At 68.0% G+C, this 20,934-nt stretch carries 20 protein-coding genes and 1 pseudogene; 8 read left to right on the forward strand and 13 right to left on the reverse strand.

Annotation, left to right across the window (positions count from 1 at the left end):
• Positions 1-279: 279 nt before the first annotated feature.
• Positions 280-789: a mycothiol transferase gene (locus ACZ6ZP_RS18715; protein WP_361472388.1), complete on the reverse strand. Its 510-nt coding sequence runs from the start codon at positions 787-789 to the stop codon at positions 280-282.
• 237 nt (positions 790-1,026) lie between these two features.
• On the reverse strand, positions 1,027-1,617 hold the full coding sequence (locus tag ACZ6ZP_RS18720) for a TetR/AcrR family transcriptional regulator (protein WP_361472385.1): 591 nt from the start codon (positions 1,615-1,617) through the stop codon (positions 1,027-1,029).
• A gap of 89 nt (positions 1,618-1,706) precedes the next feature.
• Here ACZ6ZP_RS18720 and ACZ6ZP_RS18725 point away from each other — a divergent pair, with 89 nt between their 5' ends.
• Positions 1,707-2,651, forward strand: a complete 945-nt coding sequence (locus ACZ6ZP_RS18725) for an alpha/beta fold hydrolase (RefSeq protein WP_469407540.1) — start codon at positions 1,707-1,709, stop codon at positions 2,649-2,651.
• A gap of 236 nt (positions 2,652-2,887) precedes the next feature.
• Here ACZ6ZP_RS18725 and ACZ6ZP_RS18730 read toward each other — a convergent pair whose 3' ends face one another.
• Positions 2,888-3,316, reverse strand: a complete 429-nt coding sequence (locus tag ACZ6ZP_RS18730) for a peptidoglycan-binding domain-containing protein (RefSeq protein ID WP_468617174.1) — start codon at positions 3,314-3,316, stop codon at positions 2,888-2,890.
• Positions 3,317-3,614: 298 nt separating this feature from the next.
• On the opposite strand from ACZ6ZP_RS18730, the gene ACZ6ZP_RS18735 reads away from it, so the two are divergent.
• Positions 3,615-4,130: a hypothetical protein gene (locus ACZ6ZP_RS18735; RefSeq protein ID WP_351167684.1), complete on the forward strand. Its 516-nt coding sequence runs from the start codon at positions 3,615-3,617 to the stop codon at positions 4,128-4,130.
• A 302-nt stretch (positions 4,131-4,432) separates the two neighbouring features.
• A complete protein-coding gene (locus tag ACZ6ZP_RS18740) occupies positions 4,433-4,876 on the forward strand; it encodes a nuclear transport factor 2 family protein (RefSeq protein ID WP_351167682.1) in 444 nt (147 codons plus the stop codon).
• A gap of 30 nt (positions 4,877-4,906) precedes the next feature.
• Here ACZ6ZP_RS18740 and ACZ6ZP_RS18745 read toward each other — a convergent pair whose 3' ends face one another.
• The 4 genes and pseudogenes from ACZ6ZP_RS18745 to ACZ6ZP_RS18760 form a co-directional block, all read right to left on the reverse strand.
• Positions 4,907-5,782, reverse strand: coding sequence for an IS5 family transposase (locus ACZ6ZP_RS18745; protein ID WP_469407543.1), 876 nt, complete (start codon positions 5,780-5,782; stop codon positions 4,907-4,909).
• A gap of 50 nt (positions 5,783-5,832) precedes the next feature.
• Positions 5,833-6,114, reverse strand: a pseudogene (locus tag ACZ6ZP_RS18750) (transposase family protein); the annotation flags it as partial.
• Between the two features lie 198 nt (positions 6,115-6,312).
• Complete coding sequence (locus ACZ6ZP_RS18755) at positions 6,313-7,134, reverse strand: MBL fold metallo-hydrolase (protein WP_351167678.1); 822 nt, start codon at positions 7,132-7,134, stop codon at positions 6,313-6,315.
• 398 nt (positions 7,135-7,532) lie between these two features.
• Positions 7,533-8,546: a saccharopine dehydrogenase gene (locus tag ACZ6ZP_RS18760; protein WP_469407544.1), complete on the reverse strand. Its 1,014-nt coding sequence runs from the start codon at positions 8,544-8,546 to the stop codon at positions 7,533-7,535.
• 85 nt (positions 8,547-8,631) lie between these two features.
• Here ACZ6ZP_RS18760 and ACZ6ZP_RS18765 point away from each other — a divergent pair, with 85 nt between their 5' ends.
• Entirely contained in the window at positions 8,632-9,222 is a 591-nt protein-coding gene (locus ACZ6ZP_RS18765; protein WP_351167674.1) for a TetR/AcrR family transcriptional regulator, read from the forward strand.
• A gap of 57 nt (positions 9,223-9,279) precedes the next feature.
• The gene (locus tag ACZ6ZP_RS18770) at positions 9,280-9,732 is read left to right on the forward strand and encodes a DUF7677 family protein (protein WP_469407546.1); all 453 of its coding nucleotides are present in this window, start codon (positions 9,280-9,282) and stop codon (positions 9,730-9,732) included.
• Between the two features lie 187 nt (positions 9,733-9,919).
• Here ACZ6ZP_RS18770 and ACZ6ZP_RS18775 read toward each other — a convergent pair whose 3' ends face one another.
• Positions 9,920-10,759, reverse strand: a complete 840-nt coding sequence (locus ACZ6ZP_RS18775) for an SDR family oxidoreductase (RefSeq protein WP_351167669.1) — start codon at positions 10,757-10,759, stop codon at positions 9,920-9,922.
• A gap of 92 nt (positions 10,760-10,851) precedes the next feature.
• Here ACZ6ZP_RS18775 and ACZ6ZP_RS18780 point away from each other — a divergent pair, with 92 nt between their 5' ends.
• Both ACZ6ZP_RS18780 and ACZ6ZP_RS18785 read left to right on the forward strand, forming a co-directional pair.
• The gene (locus ACZ6ZP_RS18780; RefSeq protein WP_351167667.1) at positions 10,852-11,223 is read left to right on the forward strand and encodes a winged helix-turn-helix transcriptional regulator; all 372 of its coding nucleotides are present in this window, start codon (positions 10,852-10,854) and stop codon (positions 11,221-11,223) included.
• 211 nt (positions 11,224-11,434) lie between these two features.
• Positions 11,435-11,677 carry a hypothetical protein gene (locus ACZ6ZP_RS18785; protein WP_469407547.1) on the forward strand — a complete coding sequence of 81 codons (243 nt, stop codon included), beginning with the start codon at positions 11,435-11,437 and terminating at the stop codon, positions 11,675-11,677.
• Between the two features lie 288 nt (positions 11,678-11,965).
• Here the strand turns inward: ACZ6ZP_RS18785 and ACZ6ZP_RS18790 are convergent, their stop codons facing one another.
• Complete coding sequence (locus ACZ6ZP_RS18790) at positions 11,966-12,220, reverse strand: hypothetical protein (RefSeq protein ID WP_351167665.1); 255 nt, start codon at positions 12,218-12,220, stop codon at positions 11,966-11,968.
• Positions 12,221-12,788: 568 nt separating this feature from the next.
• Complete coding sequence (locus tag ACZ6ZP_RS18795) at positions 12,789-12,974, reverse strand: hypothetical protein (protein WP_469407549.1); 186 nt, start codon at positions 12,972-12,974, stop codon at positions 12,789-12,791.
• Between the two features lie 652 nt (positions 12,975-13,626).
• Between ACZ6ZP_RS18795 and ACZ6ZP_RS18800 the strand changes: the two genes are divergently transcribed.
• Entirely contained in the window at positions 13,627-14,133 is a 507-nt protein-coding gene (locus tag ACZ6ZP_RS18800) for a hypothetical protein (protein WP_469407551.1), read from the forward strand.
• Between the two features lie 4 nt (positions 14,134-14,137).
• Here ACZ6ZP_RS18800 and ACZ6ZP_RS18805 read toward each other — a convergent pair whose 3' ends face one another.
• From ACZ6ZP_RS18805 to ACZ6ZP_RS18815, 3 genes are read right to left on the reverse strand one after another with little or no spacing between them, the layout of a single operon-like run.
• Positions 14,138-17,125, reverse strand: a complete 2,988-nt coding sequence (locus ACZ6ZP_RS18805) for a CHAT domain-containing protein (protein WP_469407552.1) — start codon at positions 17,123-17,125, stop codon at positions 14,138-14,140.
• A 5-nt stretch (positions 17,126-17,130) separates the two neighbouring features.
• A complete protein-coding gene (locus tag ACZ6ZP_RS18810; RefSeq protein ID WP_469407554.1) occupies positions 17,131-19,122 on the reverse strand; it encodes a dynamin family protein in 1,992 nt (663 codons plus the stop codon).
• Positions 19,119-20,729 carry a GTPase domain-containing protein gene (locus tag ACZ6ZP_RS18815; RefSeq protein ID WP_469407555.1) on the reverse strand — a complete coding sequence of 537 codons (1,611 nt, stop codon included), beginning with the start codon at positions 20,727-20,729 and terminating at the stop codon, positions 19,119-19,121. The genes ACZ6ZP_RS18810 and ACZ6ZP_RS18815 overlap by 4 nt, the downstream gene beginning before the upstream one ends.
• Positions 20,730-20,934: the final 205 nt, after the last annotated feature.

Below are 20,934 nucleotides of genomic sequence, written 5' to 3' on the forward strand. Positions count from 1 at the left end.
CGGAGCGGGGTGTCTCTGCGAAGGCGGATACACCCGCGCCGGGCACCCGTGGTGGCCGGACTTGATACCGAAGCGGTCACCACGTGATCCCCAGAGGTGGTGTCGACTGCTGCAGATGAGCAGACTCTGCCGCTGCCCCGGCCGAGGAGCCGTGCATCGTACGAAGCTACGGCGAGCGAGCGAGCGAGAACGGGCGGGCGTGTGCCGTGGACACACCTGGCCCCAGCACGCGTGGTCCGGCGCCTGCGCAGGATGCGGCGGCCGGGGGGAGAGGGTGTGTCAACGGCGCTGCAGCAGTCCCCGGACATACGCGGCCTGCCCGGTGTGCTGCAGATCGTCCGAGATGACGCTGATCAGCCGGACGCCGAGGGTGACGTGCGGCGTCCATTGTTGGTCGACGACGCGGTCGAGTGCGGCGTCGTCGAGTGTGCGTACGTAGGCGAGGGTCTGCTCGTGGACGGCGTCGTAGTAGCCGCGCAACTGATCGGCGGAGACGCCACCGAGCGATGCCACCTGCTTGGGCGTGTGCCCGTATCCCGTCTCCTCCTCGCCGAGGGGTAGTTGGAACCGGTCGGACCAGCCCTGGGCGGTCCACACCTGGTCCCGGCCCGCCGCGTCAGCGACATGATCGTCTTGGACGCGGGTGAGGTGCCACACCAGCCAGACGATCGAATTGGCCTTGTCGTCCGGACGGAACGCGAGCTCCTCGGGTGAAAGCCCCTCGACGGCAGCATGCACTTCCTCCTGGACGCGATCGAACGCGCCCGCCAAAAGCTCTGCAGTGTTCATCCGTCCATGGTCACCCCTGGGCTGGGAACACGCCGGTATGGCGGGCGGTGACGGCCTGTCGTTGGCTCTGAATTTGTCCAAGACCCCGGTCCCGCGTGGCCGAAGTGGTCTGAGCGCGACGGAGAAAGCGCCCTGCTCCCGGACCGACCGAACCCCTCGGGGTTCATCGTCCCCAGGCAGGAAGGTGCTTGCGCGTGTCCGTTCCATCAGCCGCCGTGTTCAGGCGAAACGGCGGGGCTAGCTCCGGGCCTGGAAGGCGTGCGAGAGCGCGCTGACGCTGATGTCGATGACCGTGCGGAGCTGCTTCTGGCTCGCCCTGGCCCTGCTCATCACGGCCAGCGACTGGTTGACCGCCGTGAGGTGAACCGCGAAGGCGTCGGCATCGACTTCGGCCAACTGCGCGGCGTCCAAGGCGGTCCGCAGCCGCGCATGCTGAAGGCCCAGAGCTTCCATCGCGCGTGCGGCGATGGTGGGGCTGAGCACCTGTGCCGCCATCGCGGTCTGGGCGATCAGGCATCCATCAGGTACGTCAGGGTCGGCGATGCGCCGCAGGGTGACCTCGAAGAATGCCCGTACCGCCTGGAGCGGTTCCTCGGACGCACATGAAAGTGCCTGGTCGTAGCTGTTTCCGTACCGCGCGGCGTAGCGGTCCAGGCAGCGCAGGTAGAGGGAGTCCTTGTCGCCGAACGAGGAGTAGAGGGAACTGCGGTTCAGTCCGGTCGTCCTGGAGAGGTCGTCGAGAGACGTGTCGGCGTATCCGGCCCGCCAGAACTGGATCATCGCCGCGTCGAGCGCGACGCCCACGTCGAACTGCTTCTTGCCGGCCATCACGCATGCACCTCGTTCTTGGACCAGCCGTTGTGGCCCTGCCCATCCTATCTTGAACTGATCAGTTCAAGATGCAGTAGGCTCAAGACATGACCGACGACGCCATGGACCCGAACCGCTCCTGCGCCCCGAACCCGGTCCCCGGGTTGCCGCTGTACGACCTTGCGGGTTTCACGCACCGCTGGGTCGACGCGGAGGGAATCCGACTGCACGCCGTGGAAGGCGGCCGGCCGGCCGGTCCCACCGTCGTCCTGCTCGCCGGATTCCCGCAGACCTGGTGGGCTTGGCGAAAGGTGATGCCAGGCCTTGCCGAGCGATTCCACGTGATCGCCATCGACCTGCCGGGACAGGGCCACTCCGACCGCCCTCAAGAGGGCTACGACACGCACACCGTCGCTTCGCGAGTCCAGGCCGCGCTGACCGCGCTCCACGTGTCGAAGTACTGGCTCGTCGCCCACGACATCGGGGCCTGGGTCGCCTTCTCGCTGGCCCTGACGTACGAAGAGCGCCTGCACGGCGTCGCTCTCCTTGACGCCGGCATTCCCGGAATCACCCTCCCGGACTCCATCCCGACGGACCCCGACCGGGCCTGGAAGACCTGGCACTTCGCCTTCCACCTGGTGCCCGAACTGCCCGAGACGCTGCTCACCGGCCGCGAGCGCGACTACGTCGGCTGGTTCTTGAAGGTCAAGGCTCTGTCCCCGCACACCTTCGACGGCGCCGAGATCGACCATTACGCCGCCGCCATCGCGGCCGAGGGAGGGCTTTCGGCGTCCCTCGCCTACTACCGCGACGCCGCGGAATCAGCGCGCAAAAATCATGACGCTCTCGAACGAGGGCACTTGACCGCCCCGGTCCTGGGAATCTCCAGCTCCCACGGCTTGATCCCCGACATGGCCGCCTCCCTCAGCCCGTGGGCAGAGAACGCGACCGGCGCCCTCATCCCACAAGCCGGACACTTCATTCCCGAGGAGCAGCCCGAGGCAACTGTGGACGTGTTGACCGCGTTCATCGAGCCCGAGCGTGCCGAGTAGTTCGTCTACCAGCGGGGCGACGAGTGCGGCCGGCTCCTGCTGGAGGTAGGCGTGGTCGCCGGGGCAGAGGCGGGGCGCAGCAGCCGCGGTGAACAGGGCGTCCCAGTCCTTGAGTTGCCCGGTTCCGGCAGCGGAGCGGACTCCCCGTCGTACAGGGCCGGCGCCGTGTCCAGGGGTGGATCATCGTGAGTGCGGAGCAGATCCCGAAAGGCTGGCTGCTCCCCACGGGTGCCGCGTCAGCGGCAGGTTCTGTACCTGTAGCCGGCGTTGCGCCACTCGTTGTCGCCGTTCCTGAAGGCGTACTTGCCCTCGCTGTTGCGGATCACAGAGAACGAGCCGACGTCGCCGTTGTAGGTGGAGTTGAGCTGCTTGCCACGGGCCTCACTGCCGCCCGTCACCTTCAGCCGATCCTGCGCCCTGCTGAGCGTCGTGGAGGTCGGGACCCCGTCAGAAACCAAGCCCCATCGGTCCTGGATCTCTTCGGTAGCCCCTCGGGTGCTTGGGCCGAATATTCCGTCGATATCGGCGGGGTCGAGGTTCGTGCCGTTCGTCTCGTCAGTGCCTTCGGCCCACAGGACCTTCTGCCACAGGCATACGGCGTTGCTTTCGTCGTGGACAGAGTCGAAGCCCAGGTACGGCATCAGCCTGCGGGCTGCACAGGTCACGATCTGCTGTAGAGATTGAAGGAATCTTGTCAACTCCTGGCAGATTCCTAAGCGTCCGAGTCAGTCGTGGGATCAGCGCGGCGGACCGGGGTGGGCAGGCCACAGTCGAGGAACGCGAACGCCATGCCGTGAGCCGGCTCTCGTCCTGGACCCGCCGCCCCGCACCGCCGGGTCTGGCGCTGATCATCGCTCATCGCTGGCCCCGATGGCAGGCGCGCAGCGGTTCGGCTCTGGCGCCGGGACACCGCAGTAGGGGAAGTGGTGGCAGTGGCGGGGCTGTTCGGACAGACTCCTGTGCATGGGGGACAGCTCACTGGTGATCGCAGGACTGACGGGGGCGACGGCCATCGCGGCCAGTTCCCTGGCGAGCTGGCTGACCAGCAGGGGCAACGCCCAGGCTGCTCGGATCCAGGTCGAGGCCACCACCCGGGCGCAGCGCCAGGAGGGCGTTCGACAGACCCGGCGGGCCGCCTACCTGGCCCTGATCGAGCAGGCCCAGGTCGTCGCCGACGGGCTGCGGGGTGTGGAGGGCCTGGCGGCTGCCGAGTCGCAAGCGGTCTTGGCCGCTCACCGTGAACGGCATCAGCAACTGCGCCGCGCGGTGACCCTCGTTGACCTGGAGGGTCCTTCTGCGGTCCAGGTCGCGGCGTCGAATCTGCTGATCATGTCGGGCACGCTCTCGACTGCTCTGGCGGCTACGGCTGAGAACGCCACTCAGGACAACCGCCGTGAGTTCCAGCAGACGTTACGCGCCTACATCCGTTTGATCGGGCCCTTCGTGGACGCGGCCGCCGCCGCTTTGGACGCCGCCTAGGACGGCGCATCTCAGCCCGCATGAGAGCGCCTATCACGGTCGCAATGGTGTAGCGCAGGCCACTGAGCGTTTTCCAACCTCACGATGAGGCGTGGTGAAGGACCAGGACGGCTTTCACGACGCTGGTGATGCGGTTGGTGCCGCAGCGGAGTTTCCGCAGGAGGCACTAGGCCGCGTATCGAAAGTGGATCTTGGTGATCTGCTCGCCTTACGTCTGAGGTAATCGTCTCGGCGGGCTGATGCTGGCAGGGTTGGTGATCCGTCCGCGTCGGAGGACGCGGACCAGGACGGAGAGGTCAGTCATGTCCATAGCCGCACCGGCCAACACGCGCACTGTGGTTGAGGAGTTGTTGCGCAGGATTGGCGAGGGTAACCCCGAGCGCATCGCCGAGATGTATGCCGAGCAGGGTGATTGGAAGCTCGCCTGGCCGGAGGCCGAGCACGGCCGTACTGCCACGCCGTGGATCCGCCACCGGTCCACCCGGGCCGACGCGGCCGCCCACTATCGCGAGCTTGCCGAATACCACGTGCCGGAGCATGTGGCGACTGCGGTTGAGCGCATCCTTGTCGACGGAAGCGACGCGGTCGTGCTGGGCGAGATCCGTCAGACCGCCCGGCCCACCGGACGTGCCTACAAGGCGCGGTTCGCTCTGCATATCACCGTCGCAGACGGCCTTGTCACCCGGCACCATGTCTACGAGGACAGCCTGGCCGTCGCCCAGGCATTCGAAGCGAAGGATCAGTGAAAGGCCACCGGTCATTCGCGAAGACGCTGCTCACAGCCACTCGTTGATGGTCGCGACGAGGACGGTCGCCTCGTAGCGGACCGCCAGCTTGTCGAAGCGTGTGGCGACAGCCCGGTGCCTCTTGAGGCGGTTGATTCCGCACTCGACCGCGTGACGCTCACGGTAGTCGGCCGGGTCGAAATAGGGTGGCCGCCCGCCACGAGAGCCAAGCTTCCGGCGGTTGCGCGCCTGGTCGGCCTTGTCAGGGATGGTGCAGCGGATCCCGCGCCGCCGCAGGTAGGCGCGGTTTCTGCGAGGGGCGTACGCCTTGTCGGCCCGCACCCGATCGGGACGGACGCGTGGTCGGCCCGGCCCGGTGCGGGGCACTCGGACCTTCTCCAGCACCGGCTCGAACTGCGGCGAGTCCCCACGCTGCCCGGCCGTCACCACGATCGACATGGGCTTCTGGCCCTGTTCAACGGCCAGGTGCAGCTTGGTGGTAAACCCGCCGCGCGATCTTCCCAGCCCGTGATCACGGGGTTCGGCGAAAATGCCGCCCGGTGGTTCCTTCTGCAGGTCGCCCTGCTGGCGCGCCCCGGCCGCATGCTGATGGGCACGGCAGACGGTGGAGTCGACGCTCAGGTCCCACACGATCGCCCCCTTCGCGTCGGCCAGGGACTGGAGCCGGGTGAGGATCCGCTGCCAGGTGCCGTTCCGCTGCCATCGGCGGAACAGGTCGTAGATCCGGCTCCACGGCCCGTACTCAACAGGGACGTGCCGCCATGGAACTCCGGTCCGGACCCGGAACCGTATGCCGTCGATCAACTGCCGCCGAGGCCAGACCGGCGGCCGTCCCGCCCTGATGCCCCTCGGCAACAACGGCTCCAGCGTTGCCCACTGCTCGTCCGTGAGATCTCCCCGCCCCATGAACCGTGATCATCACAACTCAAGATCCACTTTCGATACACGGCCTAGCCCTTCAGGGCGGCCATCGCCAGCTCACCGACACAGCGGATCTTGGCGTGAGTGGTGTTGTGCCGGCGCTTCCATCGCTTGCGACGGCGGCTCCGAAACGGCACCCGGACAAGGGCGCCAGCGCCTTGATACGCCTTATCGGCCCAGCATTTGAGTCCCGCATCAGCAAGGGCTTCGATGATCCCGTGTTGTCGCGCGGCGGTGAGGTCGCGCGTGGGTCCGGGCAGTGCGGGCGAGGCCCACAGCAGCCGGCCGAACGGATCGGTGAGGACCTGGACGTCCATTCGCGCAAGGTACGGCTGGACCGATCTATCGAGGACGGATAGACAAGCACGCAAAGCTCCTGGCGAACACGGGTGATCTTGGTCGAGGGCCCGTCTACCAGGAGCTTCTTCAATGCGCAGGACTATCCATCTAGCGGCCAGCGACGCCATCTTGGCAACAGTTCACTGGCGGGGTCGTCCTGTGGCGGAAGGGAAGCTCTAGTCAGGCCCCTCGCGCTCGCTTCCTCGGGCGAGGCTTCGAGCCTGCCCTTCGTGAATGTCGCTTGCCCACTCCCAGCCGGGCTTGGGCGATACGACCCGTGGGTCGTTGGAGACCCGGGCGTCACGTAGGTCCTCCACGTACGCTCGATCCAGTTTGATCCTTGCGCGTACCTCCTCGTCCCTGGCGACGGATCCGTGTCCGGGGATGAGGACATCGACATCGTCCGCTACGCCCTCGAGCAGTCCCAGCCCGACGAGGTAGTCCTCAATCGGGTTGTCGGTGTCGTCGAACATGGGAACGAAGACATCGGAGAGCATATCGCCGGCAATGAGAACTCGGCGTTCTTCGATCAACAGCGCCGCATGGCCCGGGGCATGCGCCGTATGCTCAATGATCCGCACCTTGGGGCCATCCCAAGGAAGCTGCGCGGTTTCAGCAGGCAGACCAGTGATGAGGCCGTACAAGGCCAGCGGTGTGTCCTCGGCGATTTCCGGTGGCAGCCCCTCGGCGACGACAGCCTTCCAGTCCGCGTTCGACAACACATCCTGCATGAAGGCCGCGCAGCGGGCTGTGCCGTAACGAGGCGCTTCACCCAGTGCGGCATGCCAGAGCACGTGATCCCAATCAGGATGCGTCGAGAAGCCTGCAACCACGGGCTGGCCCAGCTCACGAAGGTCGTTTGCCAGGCAGGTCATTTCGGCGCCGGTAATCCCGACGTCTACGAGCAGCACGCCGTCCCTGCCATTCACGACAACGGTGTTGTTCTCGAGCAACTCACTCTGGTGGATCAGTACACCCTTGGCGACCTGCTTCAGCATGGGCCCCTCCCGTTTGAAGACTGCGGCCGCGTCTTGGCCGGCACTGGGTCGTTGGTCTTGCTTGGATCGAGCTCTCTGCCCGGTTTTGCCGCGTCACCCTGCCAGAAGTCTGACGCACATCAACACAACCGGACGGGGGTGTGCGATGGCGCCCCCCAACGACGAGACCGTCCACGGAAGCTTCTTCAGTGTTGAGCCTATGGCAAATGACTGCCCTGAGATGGCACTTCAGGTTGCAAGAGGCTCACTGCCATCTCGGTGCAGCAGCGCATCGATAGGGCTTTGGCATCGATAGGGCTTTGACGAGGAGGAGGCTGCGGCCATGAGGAGGCGCACCCAATTCCGATCATTCGGAACTGGGCATTGAACGGGGCATTAAGGCCGCTTCAGCAGGGCGTTCAGCTATCTCCGGGAGCATCGACGAAGGTGGCGCCGGTTTCCACCATCCGCTCGACCGCGTAGGCCGGGTCAAGCAGTGCCTCAGGGCTGTGGATGCCTGGTGGGACGGCTTCGCCCCGCAGGCCCAGCAGGCGCTCGACGCCGAGGGCGATGGAGAGTGCGGTCAGGGGGCGTTGCCCTGCCGGGTGGAGCAGGTAGCGACTCGTGCTGAGCGGCGCACCTTTTCGACCTACGCCTTCGAGGTCGATCCGGGCCTCGAAGGAGGCGGGTTCACCGTGGTGCCGGCCCGCGGATTCACCGACGGCGAAGTCGAAGCGGACGTTCGGTGCGCCCGTCGCGAGGGCAAGGCTCGGTACGTCGAGGACGGCGATGCTCTGGCCGGGCAGGACACCGCCGTCGGCACTGGGCACATCCACCTGCGCGTCGGTTCCTGAGACCCAGGTGAAGACGCCGTCACGGCGTACCAGTCCCGCGGAGGTGACGGTGGACCACCGCTCCAGATCCGCTATTCCGGCAGGCCCGCCGGTGTCCTGTTCGTCCAGTACGGCGCCGATCCGGATGGTGTCGATCCGCTCGAACTCCCGGGCCAAGTGCAGAGCGGCGAGGACAACGGCGCCGGCGCAGAAGTGACTGGCCATCAGGACCGCTGAGGCACTCGCCTGCTGGGCGCTCGCGACGACCTCCGGTGCGACCTCCACCAGGCCGCTGGAGATGCTGAGGTACGGCACTCCGTGGCGCTGTGCGTAGCGCAGGCCGTGCAGATGGTTGTCCCACAGTGCGGCGACCACTGCCGAGTAGCCGTGATCGGCTGGAAGGCCGAGATCGCTGCTTGCCAGATCAATGGTCACGGCGGTTGCGGCGCCGAGTTCGTCGGCCACCCGCTGTGCACGGTCGATGTCGCGCCCCGCGATCGTCAGCGGCAGTGCTGGGTGCCAACGGCGTAGGAGGGCGGCGGCCCCCGTACCCGCCTGGCCCGAGCCGCCCAAGATCAGTACTGATTCCGGTTGTCCCACGGTGGTTCCCCTCGCATCCATGAAGCTACATTTTGTAACCTACGTTTTGTAGCCTAAGCTGCGATGCAACGCAAGGGAGGGCGACATGGCCACCACGTCGACCCGCCTGTCCAAGCAGGCCAGGCGGGAACAGCTGCTCGACACCGCTGTGGAGCTCGTGCGCACCCAGGGGGCCGACGGCCTGACTCTGGTCACCCTCGCCGAGGCAGCCGGGGTGAGCAGACCGATCACGTACGACCACTTCGGCACACGCCCCGGTCTGCTGCTCGCGCTCTACCAGCGACTCGACGAACGTCACCGGGCCGCGATCGCGCAGACGCTGCAGGAGGCTGCACCCACCGCTCATGAGGTCGCCCGCGCCCTGAGCGCCGCATACTTCACCTGTGCCACCGACATGCCGGAACTCAGCGCCGTGTCCGCCGCGTTGAGGGGGAATCCGGAGATGGAGGCGATCCAGCACGAGCTGATCGACGGTTACACGGACCTGATGGCCTCCGCGCTTCAGCCGCACTCCCGCCTCGCCCCCGGAGCCCTGCGGCTGCGCTGCGTCGGCGTGCTGGGTGCGGCCGAGGCGATTGCTGCCGAGCTGAACCGGGAACGGACGACTGTCGACGACTCGGTCACCGCACTGACCGATCTGATCGTGGGCAGCCTCGCTGCCAAGACCGACAGCTAGGGCCTGACATAAAGAAGATCTTGCCGAGACAGTGCAGAGGTCGTGCATGATGCGTGCGTGGAGCATCTCTCTGCCGATCTGCGCGCTTCGCTTCGGCTGTTCGCCTTCTACCTGGCGAACGGCACCATTGACGTCGAGTTGCTCGATGAGGTCGATTACCGCTCCACCGTCTTTCACTCCGGCTCATCGCTGGAGCAGGTCTTCGCGATCTACGGCAACGTGCTGCGAGTCGATGTCGACGCCATGGTGCTGAATGACGGGGACGCGCAGTACCGGGTCGCGCAGTGGATTCGGGCGTGCTGCGACCCGAGCTATCGGGTCGAGCCGCCGTTCGAAGCCTGGGAGACCGAACTCCACTTTGAGGGCCGGGCACTGCCCCCCCGAGTCGGTCCGGGACGCCCTCGGGCGCGCCCGGACCACGTCATCGGCGACAAGGGCTACGACAAGCCCCAACTACGTCGCCACCCACCCCCACCCTGGCCGCAACCGCGCCGCACCGTTCACCGATGACGCTCTCCCACTGGCGTGAGGCGCGCGGGGAAGCGTCGCCAGGCGACGACGTGCCGCTCCCGCGGCGCCAACCTAGGCTCGCAAGGTCAACGGAGGTGCGGCCGCAGTCGATTCGCTGCGGCCGCAGCGTCGGTTCCGGCCCGCCTGAGGGCCATGTCGGCGTCAACTCCAGCGGCGCTGGCCAGTCTCAGCGGAACGCGGCGACATTGCGGACGGCCCAGTCGGCGAAGGGGCGTGGGGCGCGGCCGAGGATCTGCTGCACGTCCGGGCTGACGCGCAGCTCGGCCGGGCTCGGGGAGCCGAGGATGTCCAGCGTGTCGTCGGCAAGCTCCGCCGGCATGCTCTGGGACATAGCGGTCTTGGCCTCGTCACGGGTGAGCTCGTGAAACCGCACCGGCGAGCCCAGGGCGGCAGCGATGGCCTCCGTCTGCTGGCGCGGAGTGATCACCTCCGGGCCGGTCAGCTCGTAGATGCCGCCTGTGTGCCGGTCCTCCAACAGGCAGGCTGCCGCGACCGCGGCGATGTCCGCCGGGTCGATGATCGGCACCCCGACGTCGCCGAAGGGCGCGGCGACGACCTGTTGCGCACGGACGGACTCGGCCCACCACAGGGCGTTGGAGGCGAAGCCGCCCGGCCGCAGGATGGCCCACTCCAGGCCGGACTCCCGCAGCATGTCCTCCAGTGCGCGCATCGCGATCCGCGTCTGGCCAGAGGGTCTGGTCACCACGCCCAGCGTGGAGAGCAGGACGACCCGGCGGACCCCGCTGGCCACAGCTTCGCCGATGATGTCGGCAGGGTTGGCTCCAGTGGCGTGCAAGTCGCCGGAGAGCAGCAGGAACAGCGCCTTCGCCCCGGCCAACGCGGGCTTGAGGCTGGCCGGCTTGGTCAGGTCGGCCGCCACGTGGCGGACACCGTTCGGCACCTCCGTCGTATGCCGTGACACTGCCGTCACCTGCTGGCCCGCCTCGGCCAGTGTCTGCGTCAACGGTCGGCCGATATTTCCGGTAGCCCCGGTCACTACGATCATGGTCAGCTCCTTGTCGGATGTCCTCTGTGGGCTGCACGCTAGGAGCAAGGGCTAACTTTTGGTAAGGACATACCTTGAGGTAAGCTCATGAAATGACGGGAAGCGTGCAGCACAGGCAAGCCGAGGTGGGGGAGCGGTATGACGTGTTTCACACCGACTGCCCCGCGCGTGACGTGGTCGACCATGTGACCAGCAGGTGGGGCGTCTGGGTGCTGATCGCGTTGCGGAGCAATAGCCTCCGGTTCTACGAGCTGCGCGAGAGCATTCAGGGCATCAGCGAGAAGATGCTCGCCCAGACCCTGCGCGCGCTGGTCCAGGACGGCCTGGTCTGGCGGGAGGTCGAGCCGACGACGCCGCCTCAGGTCACCTACGGGCTGACCGAGTTCGGCCAGGACGTCGGCGAGCCGCTGACGGAGCTGTTCGACCGGGTCACACAGCGGCTGTCGCCGCGCAGCGCGGGATAGCGTGGCACTGGCTGGTGCGTGCGCATCCGCGACGCGATGGATGACTTGCTGAGCCGGCTCTCCGCCCTGATCCAATAGCGCCCTCTGCCCGCCCTGAACGCGCTGCATGACCTCCAGGTGGAAGATCACCACGACCGTGACCCGTGGCCCGGTGCAGCGGCGCGGCGTGGCAGCAGGTCGCCAACCAGCTGGGATTCTCACGGCAACTGGCGTGGAAGAGGTCCAAGTTCGCCGGTTCCACCGAGGGCGTCGACGATGCCTGCGCGAAAACCGGAACGCTTTCGATCGCGCGCCGCAGATCGGCGCGCAGGCCACCGAACCCGAGACGCCGACCGGTGCCCTCGAGGCCCGCGACTCGCTTCTGTTCACGATCGCCCGCGGGGCCTCGTTCGTCGTCGCCACGCAACCGGGCCTCCGCGTGCTGGGCGAACTCGCACACACCGACCGGGACTGATGACCGGCGCACCGCAGGCGGACGTCGGCGTACTCGTCCCCCCTCCGACGCCGGCGGCTTCGAGATCGCCTTCACCAGGACCACCACCGAGCCGGTGCAGATCAGCACGCCGATCCGACAGGGAAGACGGTCCCGGCGGCTGCCAGGATGCGACCGCCGACGCCATCCCAGCGCCGCGGGTCGTAATCCGCTAACCCGGGAAAAGGACCTGGCCGCCGCGTTGCGGCGGCCAGGTGGCACGCGACTACCGGGACTTCAGGGCCCCGGCAGGGTCTCGTCGGGGCAGGCTCAGAGCCAGCCCGGCCCGCAAGCGGAGCCGCCGCACGTGCCTCGGATGGCGCGGCTCTCGACCACGACGTTCCCGACCACGATGCGCTCGTCGGTGTTGTCGACCACTTGCAGGGTGTCCTCACCTTCCATGTCCATGGCCTGTACGTGGCCGGGCTGCAGGGGAGCCGACTCGGCGTAGGCGGTGCCTGCACTGCCGCCGAGCGTGATGGCGGCCGTGACGGCCAGAAGTCCGAGCGAACGACGCATGCGCATACGAGGAATCCGTTCTGAAGCAGGGATCTTTCCTGGGACAGAATGGCTGCGCCCGTTCACTCTGTGTTAGCGCCTGGCGGTGTTCTGATCAAGATTCACTCGGTTGCGGAATACTAGTCCTGCAACCGTGGGGCACAGCGCTGACCTGCGTGGACAGGGGCAGATTTGGACAGGTCTGTGGCTTCCACCGGCAAGATCCGCCCGTCAGTGGGCAACACGATCCGTCATCAGTCGGGCGATGCACTGCACTTCTTTCTGGAGCGCAGGATGGCTGACATTGCCCCACAGCGATCGACGCGGCCAACGTCGACTTCTGGGGACGGGCGGCGAGCATCGTCTGATGTTGCGACCGGACCCTCTCCTCGGGAGCGCTGAGGTTGGCCGGGCGCGTGTCCTGGCTTGCGACGCATAGGTCGGCCAGGTGTCGACGATGACGGGCGATGGCGGGCATGCCTAGCTGCGGCGAGCAGCGGATCCCTGGGCCGGGAAGCGTCAGAACGGGACGGGCGAGCCTGCGTCACGCAGTCGGACCAAGCCCCGGCTCAGACACTCACTGGCCGACGCGCCATCAGGCCTGACTGCCTGTGCCACGGGCCGGCACCGGCGAAGTCCAGGCAGGCAGGCCAGCCTCCATCCGCTTGGCATCGATCCTGATCATGGCGCCGGCTCCCTGCTCGCCGAGCCATTCCAACATCGCCGTCGCGTCCTCCACGCCGGAGTCCAGGTCAAGCTTTCGGCCATCGGCCTTTCGCATCGGTCGTAAGCCCGACCCTACTCAGCACTCCAGGCACGCTCCCCGCGCCCTCCTTCTGCCACTCACTTCAAGCACTCGCGAAGTGAGGTGAACGGGCACCTCTGCCTGACTTCCAAGATCCCCATCACCAGCCTGACGCCGAGGCGACGATCCGCTCCATTGAGTATTTGCAGCGTCCGCGCAGGAGCGGCAACGCTAAAGAATGCTCAGCACTGTTTGCAGCCCAGCGACTATCTGGAGTGCGCCTCCAGAGCTCGCGCAGGACGCTCCATCTGTATAGACGAGGGTGATGTAGGGGAGGGTGAACTGGATGCCCTTGGCGTGCAGGAGCGGGTGATGGAGGAGCTGAGCTTGCCGAATCCGAGCACGAGGGGAAGGGTGGCGCAGGAGAGTGTCGCCGTATCTGCGGATGACTTCAGTGGACGGCGAATCCTGAACGACGCACAGCAGCGCTGACCACGCCGATCCAGCAAGCGGTTGATCCCGAAGGGCCCGGTGATCGACTCCTATCGCCTGGCAACGCCGCGGGATACGCCCACGGAGGATGGCGGGTCTCACCCCGGTGAAGCCCGCCATCCAGCGTTCCCGCCGCATTCGCTTCTAGGTGTCAACTCCGCTGACGGGAAAGGCAGTTATGGCCTATCGTCGCACTATGGGCGTCTACCTCCCGAAGTTGTCCGATGTGCAGGCACTGTCTGCTCTGCGCTTGGTGGCGTACCGGCTGGGCCTGCAGACCGACATGGAAACCCTGCGGACGGTTCAAGAGGCCCTGCCTGCGGCGTTGCCGCAGGGCGAACTGACCGAGCCGCCGTCCGGCCCTCCGCTGTCGGCCGGTGAGATAGCCCGGGCCGCGCTCGCCTGTCTCGCAGACGACCCCGACTCGCGCGACGCCGTGGACTGGGCGGCCCGACAGGCGTCCGACGAGCGGGGTGCCCGCGAACCGCTGGTTTTGGTCGTCGGCGCCCTCGTGGTCATCGCGCTCAGGACCGAGGTCCTCATCGAGCGACACCCGAAGAAGGGGGTGACGGTGCGGGTCCACCTCAAGCCCACGACCGGCCCCTTAGCGCGCCAGGTACTCTCCCAGCTCCTCGGTCTCGCCGCTCCCGCGCAGCCGGCCCAGGAGATCCCGCAGGCATCGCCGCCCGAGGTTCCCCAGTAGCCGGTCACGGGCCGGTATGGATGAACGCAGCCCATCGAAGCGGCTGATCCGGATGGGTATGGCGCGCGGCGAGGGCCGCCGCGTGCACTGCGTGCGCCACCCGCTCGGGATCCTCACGCAGATCGGGATAGACCGAAGTCGCGGCGAGGTAACCGGCCTCGTCCAGGATCGGCCACAAGGTGCCGATGACATGCCGGAAGCCCGCGAGCTGGAATGCCGAGCAGATGTGGATGGCTTCATCGGCCAGATCGGTTCCCCCACGCGCGGTCGAACAGGCGGACAGGTACGCGAGGTGGGCGCCGTCGAGCCGCAGCCGGGCGATCTCCCGGACCGGAAGGATGCCGTCGGACAGCCGCAAATGGCTGCCCGACGGGTCGGAGAGCAGCGCGTCGGCGTGGCAGGCGAAGTGCGCGAGCGTAGTGCCGGGCAGCATGTCGCGGACGCGCGACCGCGTCGCCTCCGGCCCGTGCGCCGGACCGCACAGGGTCAGAACCCCTTCGCCGCAGGTGTCCCGGACCAGCTCGATCTCGCGTGCGACGTCGTTGAGTTCGCCTTCCGGATCAGGTATGCCGACGGCGAGGACCCGGCCGAACGCCGCCCCGCTCCCGTCCCGGCTGCGCAGGAGTGTCCGTACGGTGGTCGTGTACGAGGACACAACGCGGTCCAGGGCGCAGGCGTGGAACGGCAGGAAGGCGGCCAGCCCGGTCGGCAGCCACCACACCCGCGGCGCCCCGCCCGCCCCTGATCCCGCCCTGCCGATGGACAGGGCGTCGAGCACGGGAGCCACTACGGCGTCCTGCAGGAAGGCGAGTGTGGCACTCAGCCGCTCGTTGCGCTCCGCATACGGAGCATAGGCGTGCAACTCCTCGACATGACGGGTCACATCGGCTGCCAGGGAGTTGGGCAGACTCACGACTTGGATGGCGACGTCGGCCTCCGGCCTCACGATGAGGGCATCACTGCGCATGGAGTTGATGTTGAGCACGACGAGGGGCCCGTCGACAGTCGCGGCCTTTATCTCCTCCAGGGCCAAGGGCAGCAGGAACTTTTTCAGCCCGGTCCGTCGGCGAATCGTGTCGAGGAGCGCTTCCCAGTCCTGGGCGCGCCTGTGGCGTTCGTCCACGGCGTGCGGCGCAGGCCCGGACTGCGGCGCTTGGTCGAGCGCGCGGCAGAGCCGCTCGAAGGCGTCGGCAAGTGTCGCGTCCCGTTCGCGGAGCTCGGTGACATCGCTGCGGGCGTCCATGACGCGGGAGAGCAGGATCCCGCGGCCCTGCTCCAGCAGGACGACTGCCCGATCGGCTTTCCCGGCCTGGACGGCCACGGCGGCGGCGGTGGCCGCGAGTCCGGACTGGGCGGCCAGCTGCGTCTCTTGGCCCGCGCGGGATAGGGCGATGCCGGCGAGCCGTGGGAGCAGCTCGATGGCCGTTTCGAAGGCTTGCAGCGCGTCCGGCCAGTCCTTCCGCTCGATGGCGCTGAGGCCCCACTCCCGGGCGGCGGTCAGACGGATGGACGTGGAGGCGTGCACAGAGTCCGCTGCCTCTCGGAAGACGGCTGCCGCCGGCGCTCCGCTGCGCACCAGGGCCGATCCCAGGTTGACCAGGATCGCGGCCTTGGCCGGGTGGTCAGGGCCGATGATTCCTCGTGCCTTCTGGTAGAGGGCGACGGCTTCGCGGAGCCGATCGGCTTCCGTACGGTCCGCAGGCCCGCCGAGCAGGGTGTTGGCAGCCGTGTTCAGCATCGCTGCCCGGGCATCGTCCCGGCCCTGGGTCGCCGCGACGGCGTGGTCGCTCAACTGCCGGGCCTCGGTCAGGTCGTCCGGGGGACCGCCGTGCGCGGCGCGCAGCCGCAGGCACACCTGGAGGTGGTGCAGCAGGGCCGCCCGGGTGAGTCCCTGGGTCGGCAGCGCTGCGCCGTCGCGTGCAACAGCAATGGCCCGGTCCAGGTCCTCGGGGTCGCGGGCCAGTTCGTAGCGGGTGCGCAAGGCCATGCCGAGGCAGTACAGGTACCGCGCGTGCTGCGGGTTCCCCGGTCGGACGGCGGCTATGGCGCGCCCGGCCTCGGTGACGGCCCCGTCGAGGTCTGCCGGATCCTGTGTCCGCTCATACCTGGCCTCAAGGGCGAGGGACAGTCGCGCGTACATCTCGCTCAGGTGGACGTGGTCGGGTGCGCAGGCGGCCAGGGCCTCTCGCGAGGACCGGACAGCGTCGTTGAGGTCCCGCTCGCTGCCGATCCGTTGGTAGCGGGCGAGGAACGCGGCCGCCCGGTCCGACAGGCGGCGGGGGCCGTCCGGGTCGGCTGCGGAGGTCGGCTCCGGCAGGAGGTCGAATGCCGCCCGGATGTCGTCCGGCTGGCCGGTCCGTTCGTAGAGCATCCGCAGGCACTCCGCGAGCAGATGGAGGAAGGAGCGGGACACCTCGTCGTCCGCCGGCGGTCCGGTCCGGCGACGGCACACGGCGATGGCCTGGTCGAGGGCATCGGAGTCGCCGAAGGCGTCGTAGCACTGGTGGAGGATCTCGGCCAGGCCCAGCTCCAGCGCCGGAGCCCGGGGATCGCCCGGCTCGGCGGTACGGACCGCCTCGCGCGCCGTGCCGAGGGCGTCGCGCAAGTCTTGCTCGCGACCGCCGGTCCGGAAGACGGTGCGGTGAGTCGCCGTGCGGCGGACGAGGGCATCGACCGGATCCGGCGTCTCGTCGGTCCGTGAAACGGCGGTGTTCCCGATGATCCGGCCGCTGCCCGGTCCAGCTTCGACAATGGAAGCGGCCAGGGGCGTGTCGAGCTGCCCGGCCAGCCGGAGCAGCTTCTCGGTCCGTTCCAGCCGCGGGATCATGTCAGTGCGGCCGTGCCGGGTTGCTTCGGCGTACAGCGTGTCGAGCAGGGCGAGCGCTGGCTCGCCCCTGAGTTCGGGGTGTGCAGAGAGATATGCGCTCTGGTCGCGGACATCGTCGATGCGCAGCAGAGCGATGAGCGAACTCCTCAGTGCGCCGAGATCCATGGAGGTCACCGTCCCGACCAGTTCCGGAGGATCTCCTCAACGCGGAGGGCGTGGTCATTGAGCATCCGGGCATGGTCGGCGAGCGTGCGGTCATCGACGGCGCTTCCCTTGTCCGCCTCGTCCGCCTCGGCGACGGCCAGCTGCCGCAGGATGGCTTCGGTCTCGGCATCCAGGGCCTGGCAGGCGATCGGTTTCAGGCTGCCGAGTCCGTCGCTCACGGTGGAGGCCAGCTGCGCGGCGTCGGCGTCCACCGATGCGCGCAGGTGCTCGGCCAGGGAGTCGGCGACGCTCCGGGCGATGGCGCTGTCGGCCTTCAGGGCGAGCGCCCTGCCCACGATGACGGAGCCGAGGAGTTGGACCACGACCACCCCGATGGGTCCGCCGATGGCGTAGGCCGCGACTCCGAGGGCGAACTGAGGGGCGAGGGCCTTCATGGCGTCCTTGAAGCCGAACCGGGCTCCGACGGGTGCGGCACCTGCTCCTGCGACCAGCGCCGCCACGGCCGCGGCGAGTAGCCGCTCGGCGGTGGGCCGGTTGGCCGCGTCGACGTCTGGGGCCACGTCGGCCACCGGCGTGAGGACCAGCCGGATCTTGTCCGCCTGTGCGGTGAAGGCAAGGAAGTCCTCGTCGAGCCGGGCACCCAGCTCCTCCAGCCGGTGAGTGATCTGCGGGTTCAGCTCCTCGGACTGCCACTGGATGAAACGGGCTTCGAGTGCCGCCGAGAGGTCGGCGGCGTACTCCGCGGCCACCGCTTCGGCTTGCTGCTTCGCCTTGAAGGGGGACAGTCCGATCTTGTTCTTCGGCTCGATGCCGTCCAGCCAGCCCGGGCACTCTTCGGCGGCTTCGAGCAGGAACCGGCGGGCGGCCGCGTTTACCTGGAGCTTGATGTGCTCCAGGCTCGTGTCGATCCGGTCCCGGATCTGATCCCGGCGCTCCTCTAGCGGGGCCAGCTCCGCGCGTACGGTCGCACAGCGGGCCCGTGCCTTGTCGTGCAGCTGTTTCCCCAGGCTCTGCCGCGCCTCGATCTCCGTCCGCAGCGCGGAGATCACGAGCGCTAGTCGGCGGGCCGGCGCGAGGACCTTGACCGCTACGCGCTCCGCGACGAGGTGGCCCTCCAGCGCCGCCTCCAGTGCCGGCAGGCCGGTCGCATCGAGCTCGTCCGACCGCGCGGACATGCTGCCCGGGAGCGTGCTGCGCAGGTCCAGTGCGGAACGGGAATCCAGGAAGAACACGCGCTCGGCGGCGACGCGCAGGGAGTCCTGGGCGTACTCGGTCAGGTACTCGATGTGGTCGTCCCGCTCGTCGTCCGCGATGTGGTCGATCCTGGTGTACGCCACGAAGAAGTCCTCGTGCCCGTACGGCCGAAGGTAGTCCTTGGCGTAGGTGATCTCGACCAGTTCGAGCTCGAGATCCGAGGCGATCACGAAGACCACGACATCAGCGTCCTTGAGGGCGTTCAAGGTGGTCTGCTGGAGCCAGGAATCCTGGTTGAATCCCGGCGAGTCCACCAGGACCACGCCGTTTTGGCACAGTTCGGCGGGCCAATGTAGTTCGGCATGCCGAACTATCCCGGGCTGGTGGCGGTTCTTGACGTCGATGGTGAGCGCCTGCCATACCTCCCCGTTCCGGGAGATGCCGGTCTCCTCGATTGGCAGGGTGACCGGCGGCTCGGAGCCGTCGAGGTTGAGGACCACGTACCGGTCGGAATCCCAGACGACCGAGATGGGCACGGCTGTCGTGGCGCGCGGCATCGCTGGCAGCACCTTGGCGCCCAACAATGCGTTGAGTAGCGTGCTCTTCCCACGATTGCCCTGCCCGAGTATCAGGATCCGGTACGTGTCACAGTGGATGCGCTCCCCGAGTTCTTCGAGCTCCACCTGGCGCAAGTCCAAGTTGAGCGCCGCGGCCGTCCGGCTGGTGCCCGCAGCCACCTCAGCCAGATCTCCCCGGGCCTGCTGTACGGCCGCGTAGTTGGTGCCGTCCGCGTCTCCCATCATGTCGACTCCCCGCTGCCGATGCCACTTACGAAGCCGTCGATGCCCGCGTGGATTTCCGCGCGAAGTTTGTCTGCCCGCTGGACGAGTTCGTTCCAGTCCGGCGCTGGGCTCGCGGTGGTCGCCGCAAGCTCCCGCTCCTCCGACAGCAGCCACGAGAGGCGGGCCGATTCCAGCTCCTGTTGGAGCTCCTCGTAGGCGGAGCGGACCAGGGCGGCCAGGCCGTCGGCCACCTCCTCGATCTCGCGGCCTACTACTTGGGTGACCCGGTCCGCGATGATCCGGCGCTGCCGGTCCTCCTCGTCCGCGATCCGCTTGTCCGCGAATTTGGCGGCGGAGGCGGCCACGACGTCAATCACGGCCTTTTGCAGGGTGGTGTCTGAGCCGCCCGACCTGCGGGCGCTCTCGGTACCCTGCCTTCGTTCGAGCACCGCGAACACCAGGCGGGAGACCCCTTCCACGGTCGGCCGCACCAAGACGGTGAACCGGCGCCAGTGGTCCAGATCCGGCAGCCGCATCTCGCGGCGGTGCCCTACGGGCAGATGGTGCGGCTGTGTGAACTGGGCGGGGGCTCCGCCGATCTCCGTCGGGAAGTACTCGGTCAGTGCCTCCTCAAACTGCCCGACAACCTGGGCCATGTCCTCTTGGAGCGCTTGCGCCCACTGCTCGGAGGCCTGCGCCAGCCAGGCCTGGAGCTGGTCCTCGAATTCGTTCTGCCACCACGCCAACGGGTCCTGGGCCGCTGCGACGTTCTGCCGCAGCTCGGCGGCGAGCGCGCGTCGCTGCTGCTGAACCTTCGCGGAGATCTTCCGGGCAGAGGCCAAACTGTTCTTCTCCAGCCGCCCCTGCAGGCCCCGGATGCGTGTGTTCCGAGCGTCCAGCACATCCCTGAGCTCATCGCGGGACGCGCTCCGGTCCTGTTCCGCACGCTTCTCGGCGGCGGCCGCCGCCGATCCGAGTGCTGCCATCTCCGCCAGCACGGCGCAAGTCTGTCGGGCCAGTCGCCGGAGCCGCAGGGCCGGCAGGCCCGGATCAGCACGCCGGAGGGCGAGCAGCTCGCGCAGCGCCGCCACCGAGAGCCCGCCGTCGACCGCCGCCGACGGCGGGAACACCGGGATCTCCTGATCGACTTCGGCCACCCGATCGCGGATGTCGTCGAGCAGGTCGTCGAGCTCCTCGGACTCCACCTGATCGGTCCGGGAGACCGCCACGACGATGTGCGGGACACCGACCATGGCCCGCAGGAACCTCAGCTCCCGCTCCTCATCCATGCTCAGCGGGGAGGTCGCCGCAATGACGAGCACCGCCACGTCGGCGGTGAACAAGCTCTCCTGATCCGACGCCGTCCACTGTGCCCCGATGCCGGGGGCTGCCGGGCCGGAAAGCTCGACCAGCCCCCCGTAGTCCGGATGTTCGCCGTCCTCCCTCTGTTTCTCCTGCTCCGCCAGCCGCTCCAGCAGGGTCGACTTGCCCCGCCTCGGACCGCCCAGCACCACTCCGCGGAATCCGGCCCCGGCGTGGTACCGCCGCCCCGCTCGCTCCAACGCGTTCTGCTGTTCCGCCGCGTCGAACGCCGACGCGAGCGCGCGCGCACTCTCGAACCACTCCATCTGCTACCCCCCACAGTTAGGACAGCAGACCGCACAGTGCACGTCACGCCTTACCGAAATACTTCGGGCGGGTACTGCTGGCTCGCATTCTCAACGCGCCCCCGGCGTACGCCAGCCAGAGCGGCTCCGTCCCGGCTGCGGAGCGGCGATAGACAATGCTCGTGGGGCGAGTAGACATCAGTCGGCATCCTCACGGTCCATCAAC

It is taken from the genome of Streptomyces sp. NPDC054047 (assembly GCF_055585065.1).